The sequence below is a fragment of the Ferruginibacter sp. genome, assembly GCF_014377975.1.
Lineage (GTDB): Bacteria > Bacteroidota > Bacteroidia > Chitinophagales > Chitinophagaceae > Ferruginibacter.
Map to the genome: position 1 here is coordinate 1 of NZ_JACMOO010000163.1, position 9,035 is coordinate 9,035.

At 36.9% G+C, this 9,035-nt stretch carries 7 protein-coding genes; 5 read left to right on the top strand and 2 right to left on the bottom strand.

Features of this window, described 5'->3' with window-relative positions:
• Positions 1 to 2,688 (bottom strand): M43 family zinc metalloprotease (locus tag H7254_RS09400; protein ID WP_301932726.1); only part of this gene is annotated, 2,688 nt, incomplete at its 3' end.
• 126 nt (positions 2,689 to 2,814) lie between these two features.
• Complete coding sequence (locus tag H7254_RS09405; RefSeq protein ID WP_301932727.1) at positions 2,815 to 3,591, bottom strand: RDD family protein; 777 nt, start codon at positions 3,589 to 3,591, stop codon at positions 2,815 to 2,817.
• 166 nt (positions 3,592 to 3,757) lie between these two features.
• On the opposite strand from H7254_RS09405, the gene H7254_RS09410 reads away from it, so the two are divergent.
• From H7254_RS09410 to H7254_RS09430, 5 genes are all read left to right on the top strand, one after another.
• Complete coding sequence (locus H7254_RS09410; RefSeq protein ID WP_301932728.1) at positions 3,758 to 4,777, top strand: stage II sporulation protein M; 1,020 nt, start codon at positions 3,758 to 3,760, stop codon at positions 4,775 to 4,777.
• A 26-nt stretch (positions 4,778 to 4,803) separates the two neighbouring features.
• Complete coding sequence (locus H7254_RS09415; protein WP_301932729.1) at positions 4,804 to 5,583, top strand: hypothetical protein; 780 nt, start codon at positions 4,804 to 4,806, stop codon at positions 5,581 to 5,583.
• A 3-nt stretch (positions 5,584 to 5,586) separates the two neighbouring features.
• Positions 5,587 to 6,798: a DUF4350 domain-containing protein gene (locus H7254_RS09420; protein WP_301932730.1), complete on the top strand. Its 1,212-nt coding sequence runs from the start codon at positions 5,587 to 5,589 to the stop codon at positions 6,796 to 6,798.
• A complete protein-coding gene (locus H7254_RS09425; protein WP_301932731.1) occupies positions 6,798 to 7,775 on the top strand; it encodes a MoxR family ATPase in 978 nt (325 codons plus the stop codon). The genes H7254_RS09420 and H7254_RS09425 overlap by 1 nt, the downstream gene beginning before the upstream one ends.
• Before the next feature lie 28 nt (positions 7,776 to 7,803).
• Positions 7,804 to 9,035: DUF58 domain-containing protein (locus tag H7254_RS09430; protein ID WP_301932732.1), on the top strand; the 1,232-nt coding region annotated here is incomplete at its 3' end.

Below are 9,035 nucleotides of genomic sequence, written 5' to 3' on the forward strand. Positions count from 1 at the left end.
ATAGCTTAAATTGAGGGAGGTGGTACCATTGCCATTTATCCAGCCAATCTGTTTAAAATTACTACCATCTAAACTTCTGTCAACTATAAAACCACGGTTGTTTATTTCAAGTTCGGTATTCCAGGACAACTGAATATTTTTTTGCGTTGGCTTAGCAGAAAAATTGGTTAATGCTACCGGTAATGTAGTAGAAGGCGACACTAGTACAAATTGAGAGAAACCGGTAAAATTTCCAGTGTAAGTAATATAACCTGATGCAATATCTTCAAAAACTGTGGGCGTAATTAACTCCGAATTGCCCGGTGTTAAGGTACTGGCCAGACTTACTCCGTCTTTAACTTTTAAAATTTTAAGCGTCAATTTATTTGCTCCCCAGGTGGCGAGCTCTGTTTCTGTAAAATAAAACGATGCCTGATAGGTGGAAACTTTGTTGGCTATGGAAGGACTAACCTGGAAAACTTTTTGGGTACGTAAATAAGCCCCCCCTGTTGTTGTCAAAACTGCTGTACCGTTGCCTGCCTGCGTAATTTGCGCTGTAACGTCCGTAAGATTAGTACTTGCATTTTTTATAAATACAATGGCTTTGTTATTGGTACTTTTAAAATTGCTGGCGGCAGATCCGCTCCGTACATCATAGCTGTAACTACTGCTCACAGTGGTTTCAATCGGGTATGGCGTAGCGGTAACTTTTACATCATCTATTAAAAACGGAGGGTTAGTTCCTATACTATTATTATCATTGATCCATCTAAAAAGAATATAAAAAGAAGTATCCTGTAACGCCTTTGGTAACACGATGTTACCCGAGTTAGTCGCTGCAGTAACTCCCTGATAATTATATTTGTTTCCAGTGGCATCGGTTAAATAATTAAAAGATATAAGGTCATACGAATAAATTAATTGACCATAGTCAACAGGTACACTGGCGTTGGTTTCACCATTACATAAATAAGTAAAAGATAAAACCGGATTTATATATCCAGCAGTAGATATTTTCGGTGTAATACCCACTGCATCAGATGCAGCGCTGTTTAGGTAATTAAGCTGCTTTGTAATTTGATTGTTGGTAATGTATAATGACTGACCAGTAATCCCGGCTCCTCCATTGATTCCTACTGTAAAGTTATTTTGGCTGACTATAAAACCACTCGTTTGCCAGCCGGAAGGTAAATTTCCTCCACTTGTTCCAAAACCTTCATTTAAAAGTGGTATGGTATTGCTTCCATAATGCTGATAGTCATCATCTGTTATTGTCACTGTAACGCTTTGTGCAGTACTGCCTGACGAAACACCTGTGCCACTGCTGATATTAAAACCCACCATAATTGTTTTATCACCATCTATTTCGGCATTGTCAAAAACCCTGATTTTTACATCTTTAAAATTATCGCCTGCAGCAAAAGTCAGGGTAGGCGTCATTAGCTGGTAATGCAAATTATTTATTGCTGTTCCGGATGTAGTAACGGTAACAATGGCAGGGCCTGATGCCATATCTTCTACATTCAAAGTAAGATCTACATCCCTGTATCTTGGATAAGTTGTATTAACCCCCGTTTCAGGAACCCGCAGCAATCCGGTACAATTAATAAAAGAAAGTTGGTTGGTTGCAGTAACAACAACTGAACCTGCAGGCGAACTGGCAAGCGACAATCTTCTCGGGCTGTAAACCATCACCGTCTGCATTCTGTCTACCTGGTTATTGGTAAATGTATTTAAAACAATATCATCTGTATAATCCATATAATTTTCAAACATTTCGTCGGGGGTACCACAACTGTTACTTTTTGGGTGAGAAGGCACCCCGCTATTACTTGAAGCATGTATCGGCGTGTCATCGCAAAAATCATCACCACAATTGGCATCTCCCCAAATATGCCGCAATCCAAAAAAGTGACCGGTTTCATGCGTTAATGTTTTACCTAAGCCATAAGAAGCACCACAGGCATAGGGAGAAAAAACGCTTCCAATAGCACTGCTTATTACTACCACCCCTGCCGTGGCATTGGTTTCCGAATTGTTTAATCCGGTTAAGGTAGAAGTTGCTGGAAAAGTGGAGTAACCGAGTAAAACAGAGTTAGCTGTTTGATTGGTTATATTGGGTATAATCCAAACATTAAAATATTTATTTGCCGGCCATACAGAGCCAGGTTTTACAATACTGTCAATATAACCGGTTCTCCAGGCAGCAACTGTATAATCAGTCCATTTTTCTACGGTACTGTTTATGCGTTGAATTCCTGGCTCAATAAGGGTGTTGCCCAGCGTATCGTTTTTAGCTAAAACAAACTGAATACCTGTATTGGATGCCACAGGATACCGGCTGTTACTAAGGTTTGCAAAATCTTTGTTCAGCTGCAGTAGCTGTTCACTAATCATTGAAGCTGTAAGGTTGTCACCTGAACCAATATTGCTGGTTTGGCTGATGACATGAAATATTATTGGAATAGTATAATTTGTAACTAAACCCCGTTGCGCCTTTCTTTCCTGTTTTTTTTTGCTCAGCCATGTTTCAAACTGCGCATCAGTTTCTGCATTGGGATGCTTTTTTCTATATTCATTTACCACTTCTGAAGTATAACAACGCACTACCTTTTTTGTGGCCGGGGGCAATTGAAGTTGCTGTGCAAATATTTTTTCACCCATTACCATTAAAAAAAATACTGCGGTCAATCCATAAAAGCGGTGCATATAGTGTTATGTTATCAGGTGAAATGAAAAATTAAAGCAATTTAACTCTATTAGAAAAAATGTGACAATTTTATTTTTATGGATGTATAAAAATTTTCTATCCTTTCCTAAGGGGATCAAAAAAGGCTATTCCCGGGTTGACAGATAATTATAATCTTCCATAATTTTCCCCAAAAAATCAATAGCATACATATCAGTAGAAACCTTAAGTACCGTTTGTACTTTCATAGCTACGCGGTTGCACATTTCGTACTGGTTTGTTTTTGCACACTGGCCGATTACATTTTTTATTGTATTGATATCCCGGTCGCTCAACCGCATTACTTCTGGAAACTTTACCTGGTAATTTGTTTGCGTAACATTCATAAAAATGGTGTCATCTACAGTAAGATTTGTATGAGTATTTACCACCACTGTTCCGGCCACAATATCGCCCAAACGCTGGCTTTTTGGGGATATGCCCATAATAATAATAGAGGTTAATCCACCAATAAATAGCCAGATCAAACCCGTAAAAGGATTCATCCAGAAAAGTGTAAAAATGATAAACCCCCATTCGTAAAAACGCATAAACCATCTCAGCAGATATTGCCCCAGTTCTGGTTCGCCACCATCCAGGCTAACTACTTTTATCTTCAGTAATTTTTTGCCAAAGGTTTGGCCGTTAAGTAAAATTTCACTTACAGCCGTATAAAAAATAGTGGGAATAACCAATACAATCCATGCAAAGCCAATACCACCTTCTCCAATTCTAAATCCACCAAACAATAGGTACACCATGCTGAACATATACGATATCATCAAAAAAAGATCAACCAGGTAAGCCAGTATCCGTTTATGAAATTCAGCAATTTCAAATTCTATATCTATATTAAACGGCGTAGCTATTTGTATAACGGGCATGTTACAAATTACCTATTTAACTTTAAACATAAAAAAATATTCAGTAAAATAAAATGCAGTATTGTAAATGAAAAAAAGCAGGAGCACCGTTTAATCATTTTTTAAAGGGGATAAGGCATGCGGTAACAATAATTATTTTTCACACTTAATTTCTTATTTTTAACAAATGCGGGAAGGAATGTTTATAAAAAAGAATGTGGATAAATGGAATACCTATCAGCATTCAAAAACCAACGACCCGGATGAAACCGCCGAACGTTTTATTACGCTGGTAGATGATCTTTCATACGCAAAAACATTTTACCCCAACAGCAAACTTACCCGGTGGATCAATGGTATAGCGGCGGATATTTATCAAAGCATATACAGGAATAAAAAAGAAAAATACAACCGTGTTTTTACTTTCTGGAAATATGAATTGCCCCTGCTGTTTAAAAAGTACCACAAAATTTTACTTTTTACATTTCTTGTTTTTTTGTTGTTTGTTTTAATTGGTGTGTTCGGTTCTATAAAAGATGAATCATTTATCCGCGGGGTATTATCAGATAGTTATGTGGATGCCACTGAAGACAATATTGCCAAGGGCGACCCGTTTGGCATTTACAAAAGTGATAACCCTTTTACCATGTTTGTTTACATCGCTATGAACAATAGTTTTGTTGCCCTGATGATGGTGACAGGTGGATTACTTACCGGTGTGGGTACATTGTATTTAATGTGGCAAAACGGGTTGATGCTTGGGTGTTTTCAATACATGTTTTTTGCAAAGGGGCTCGGGCTAAAATCGGTAATGGTAATATGGGTACATGGTACGCTGGAGATACTGGCTTTTGTAATTGCGTCAACGGCTGGTTTCATCATTGCGCAAGGCATTCTTTTTCCCGGTACTTTTTCAAGAACGGCGTCTTTTAAAAGCAGTGTTAAAGATGCTTTAAAAGTAATGATCATTCTTGTACCTGTTTTTATTATAGCTGCTTTTTTTGAAAGCTATGTAACGCATTTAATGAGCAATACTTTTGATAAGGAAGATAATTTTGGTTTACCTGTTTGGGTAAGCGGGATTATTCTTTTACTGTCATTATCATTTATAGTATGGTACTTTGTTATTTACCCCATACGGCTGCACAATAAAAATGAGGCACTTCAAAAAAATAGTTCTAAAAAACTGACTCTACGAAAAATATGAAGTGTAGTAAATTTTTAACGTGTCTCTTGCTGACTATTTTTTATTGCCTGAAAGCAGGAGCGCAGGATAGCGAATATGTTTACAGGGATTCTGGCTTTATAACTGCAGATTCAATGGCAACCAGGGCTTTAACTGTTGACGTGAAAAAAATTAAACAGGGTGATGAAGTGCATGAAGCTAATACCTTTTTACACAATAAGCAGCTTGCAAAAGCTGCTGATTCTGCCGAAGCATTAAAAAAAATCCCAGATTTTAGTTATGTAAAAAACTTAGACAGTTTATTAATTGCCTTGCAAAAAAAACAACACACTACTCCTGTCAGGGTCAATACTTCCTGGCTGGAAAAGTTTTTCTTTTCGCCCATTATTAAAGGTTTTTTCTGGGCGTTTGCCTGCCTTTTTATAGGTTTTATTTTATACAGGCTTTTTTTTACCGAAGGATTTTTTCAATACAATACCAGGATAAACAATGTTACTGCCATCATAGAAAAACCCGAAGCAGTATTTGCCACTGCCGATTATACTTCATTAATCAGTCAATCGGTTAGTGATAAAAATTACCGCATGGCCATACGGTACCATTACCTGCAAACATTGCAAAAACTTATGGCAAAAAATGATATAATATTTGCACCTGCTAAAACAAATAATCAGTATGTACAGGAGTTGTTTGCCAAGCCATATAAAAATGAATTTATTGCGTTAACATTACAATATGAATATGCCTGGTATGGCGGCTTTAAACTGGATGAAATATTGTTTACAAAAATTCAGAATAATTTTAAACAGTTTAACAGCCAGTTATAAATATTGAAACTATTTCTTTTATATTGTTCCTTTTTTTTATTGATGGCACTGCCATTTTCATCCTGTAATTTTAATAAACAAGCCGTACCATCTTTAAAAGAAACATTTTCAAAAAAAGATAAAAATCCTTTTGGTGGATATGTTTTTTATAACCAGTTACAACAAATATTTTACCACAATGATTTGCATACAGAAAAACAAAATTTCGAAACTGTATGGCAGCATATTTCTGATACTGCCTCGTTGTATATTTCAATAAGTAAAAATCTATATCTTTCCGAAGCGGCTCAAAAAGCAATGCTTAACTATGTTAACAGTGGAAACACTTTGTTTATCAGCAGTGAAAATATTGATAGCAGTTTACTGGATAGTCTTGGTTGTAAAACAAACCATTCGGTTACAAAAGCTGCATACCCGGAAGATATGAATTATACTTCTGTTTCAATGGACAAGTCCCTGTATTACGACACTGCCTTATATACTTATTTTTATTTGCCGTTTGCCGGCTACTTTAATAAATATGATACCAGCATTACCAATATACTTGGAACCAACGAAAAAGGAAGAGCAAATTTTATTGAAATTTTTTACGGCAAAGGCAGGGTTTTCCTGCAGTGCGAACCAAGGGCACTGAGTAATTATTTTTTACTGCAGCATAAAAATTACCTGTACCTGCAAAATCTTTTTACCTTTACTGCCAAAATACCAGAGCATGTTTACTGGGATGATTATTATAACAAAAGAAATTTTCCTGTTTCTGTAAACGGTGATAAAAATGTCTTTCAATTGTTGCTTCAATATCCGGCTACAGCCGGGGCTCTCTGGCTGCTATTATTGTTGTTGGCCCTGTATATTTTATTTGGTGGAAAGCGGCGGCAACGTATAGTTACAACAATACCACCCAATACCAATACCACCGTGGCTTTTACGGAAACGATCGGCAGGTTGTATTTACAAAAAAAAGATAATAGTAATATTGCCGGTAAAATGATTATGTATTTTCATGAGCATATCCGCAAGCAATATTTTTTAAATACCAGTCATGTAAACGACGAGTTTATAACAACGCTTAGTAAAAAAAGTAATGTACCCTATCAAACTACAGCAGCACTTTTTAAACTAATCAACCGGTTGCAGGATGCACGGGAAATAAGTGATGAACAATTATTATTTTTAAACAGGCAAATAGATATTTTTTATAAAAACAATCCATAATGGAAGAAGAAATTTTTCAGCAACGTACAGATCTTTCAGCACTGAACCAGCAAATGCATGCCATACGCACTGAGATAGGAAAAGTGATAATTGGCCAATATAAAATGCTTGATTTGTTGATGATTGGGTTATTGTGCGACGGGCATATTTTAATTGAAGGGGTGCCAGGGGTTGCAAAAACACTTACTGCAAAACTGATAGCAAAAATTATAGATGTGGATTTTAGCAGGATACAGTTTACGCCCGACCTGATGCCGAGTGATGTGGTGGGTACCACAGTTTTTAATCCAAAAGAAGGCGATTTCTATTTTAAGCCCGGCCCTGTTTTCAGCAACATTATTTTAATTGATGAAATTAACCGGGCTCCTGCAAAAACACAGGCCGCACTCTTTGAAGTGATGGAAGAAAGGCAAGTAACCGTAGATGGAGTAACACATGAAATGCGGTTTCCTTTCATTATCCTTGCAACACAAAACCCCGTAGAGCAGGAAGGTACTTACCGCCTGCCGGAAGCCCAGCTTGATCGTTTTATTTTTAAAATTGATGTGCAATATCCAACCCTGCAAGAAGAGATAGGCATCTTAAACAGCCAGCACGGCAGTACACAAACTGAACTGCTGAGCCAGGTAAATAAAATTGTTTCTGTTAAAGAAATTTATGAATTCAGAAAGGTAATTCAATCCGTTATTGTTGAGCCAAGGCTGATTGAATTTATTGCAAAGATTGTAATTGAAACCCGCAACAATCCTGCACTGTACCTAGGTGCATCCCCACGTGCATCACTTGCAATTCTAAGGGCTTCCAAAGCTAGCGCTGCCATTAACGGAAGAGATTTTGTTACGCCCGAAGATATTGTGGAAATGGCAGTACCGGTACTAAGACATCGCATCATTCTTACACCCGAAAAGGAAATGGAAGGCGTTACGCCAGATGACCTGGTAGAAACCATTTTAAAATCAATTGAAGTACCCAGATAAAATTTAAACTTAGTTTCCTTTCTTAATAATGACACTTATAAAAAAATACATCGGGGATCTTTTTTTAAACACACGTTTTTACGTGGTGGTGGGTATTTGCGCTGTTCTGTTTATCATTTCTTTTTTTTATGCACCTTTATTTTTAGTGCCGCAAATTGGCTGCTATGTAATAGCAATGCTGGTATTGGTTGATTATTTTTTTCTTTTTATTATTGGTAAAATGCCAGGGGCAAAAAGAATCATGGCAGACCGTTTAAGCAACAGCGATGAAAATAAAGTTACGTTACAGATAACCAACCGGATGCCTTTTGAATTATACCTGGAGATTATTGATGAATTGCCTGTGCAGTTTCAAAAGCGGGACTGGATATTGCACCAGCATTTTAAAGGCCTGCAGCAAAAGGATATTGTTTATTCTGTGAGGCCAGCAGAAAGAGGCGAATATCATTTTGGTAATATAATTATATACGTTAAATCTTTGCTGGGGCTGTTGATGCGGCGGTTTGATATTGAAGCCGGAACAATGGTTCCGGTATATCCTTCGTTTATGCAGCTTCGGAAGTATGAACTACTTTCTCAAACAACCATACAAATGGAATATGGCAATAAACGGATGCGTAAGATTGGCCACAGTATGGAGTTTGAGCAGATAAAAGAGTATGTACGTGGCGATGATATACGAACCATTAACTGGAAAGCAACTGCCCGCAGGTCATCCATCATGGTAAATAATTTTACCGATGAAAAAAGCCAGCAGGTGTATTGCCTTATTGATAAAGGCCGATTAATGAAAATGCCTTTTAATAATTTAAGTTTGCTCGATTATGCCATCAATAGTACGTTGGTATTAAGCAATGTTTGTTTACAAAAGCATGATAAAGTAGGGATTATAACCTTTGCCAATAAAATGGGTACAATACTGGCGGCCGATCGAAAGCCGCTGCAAAAAGCCACCATTCTACAACTGTTGTACAACCAGGAAACAGATTTTTTAGAAAGTGATTATGAAATGCTTTACCTGCAAATACGTAACAGGATCAAGCAACGCAGCCTGTTGATTTTATTTGCCAATTTTGAATCGCTCGCTGGTTTAAAACGACAATTAAATTATTTAAAGTCTATTGCAAAGCATCATTTACTGATGGTAGTTTTTTTTGAAAATACAGAATTAAAACAATTGTCTTCACTTAATGCAGCCAACCTGGAAGAAGTGTATGTTAAAACAATTGCAGAAAAATTCTCTTTTGAAAAACGCTTGAT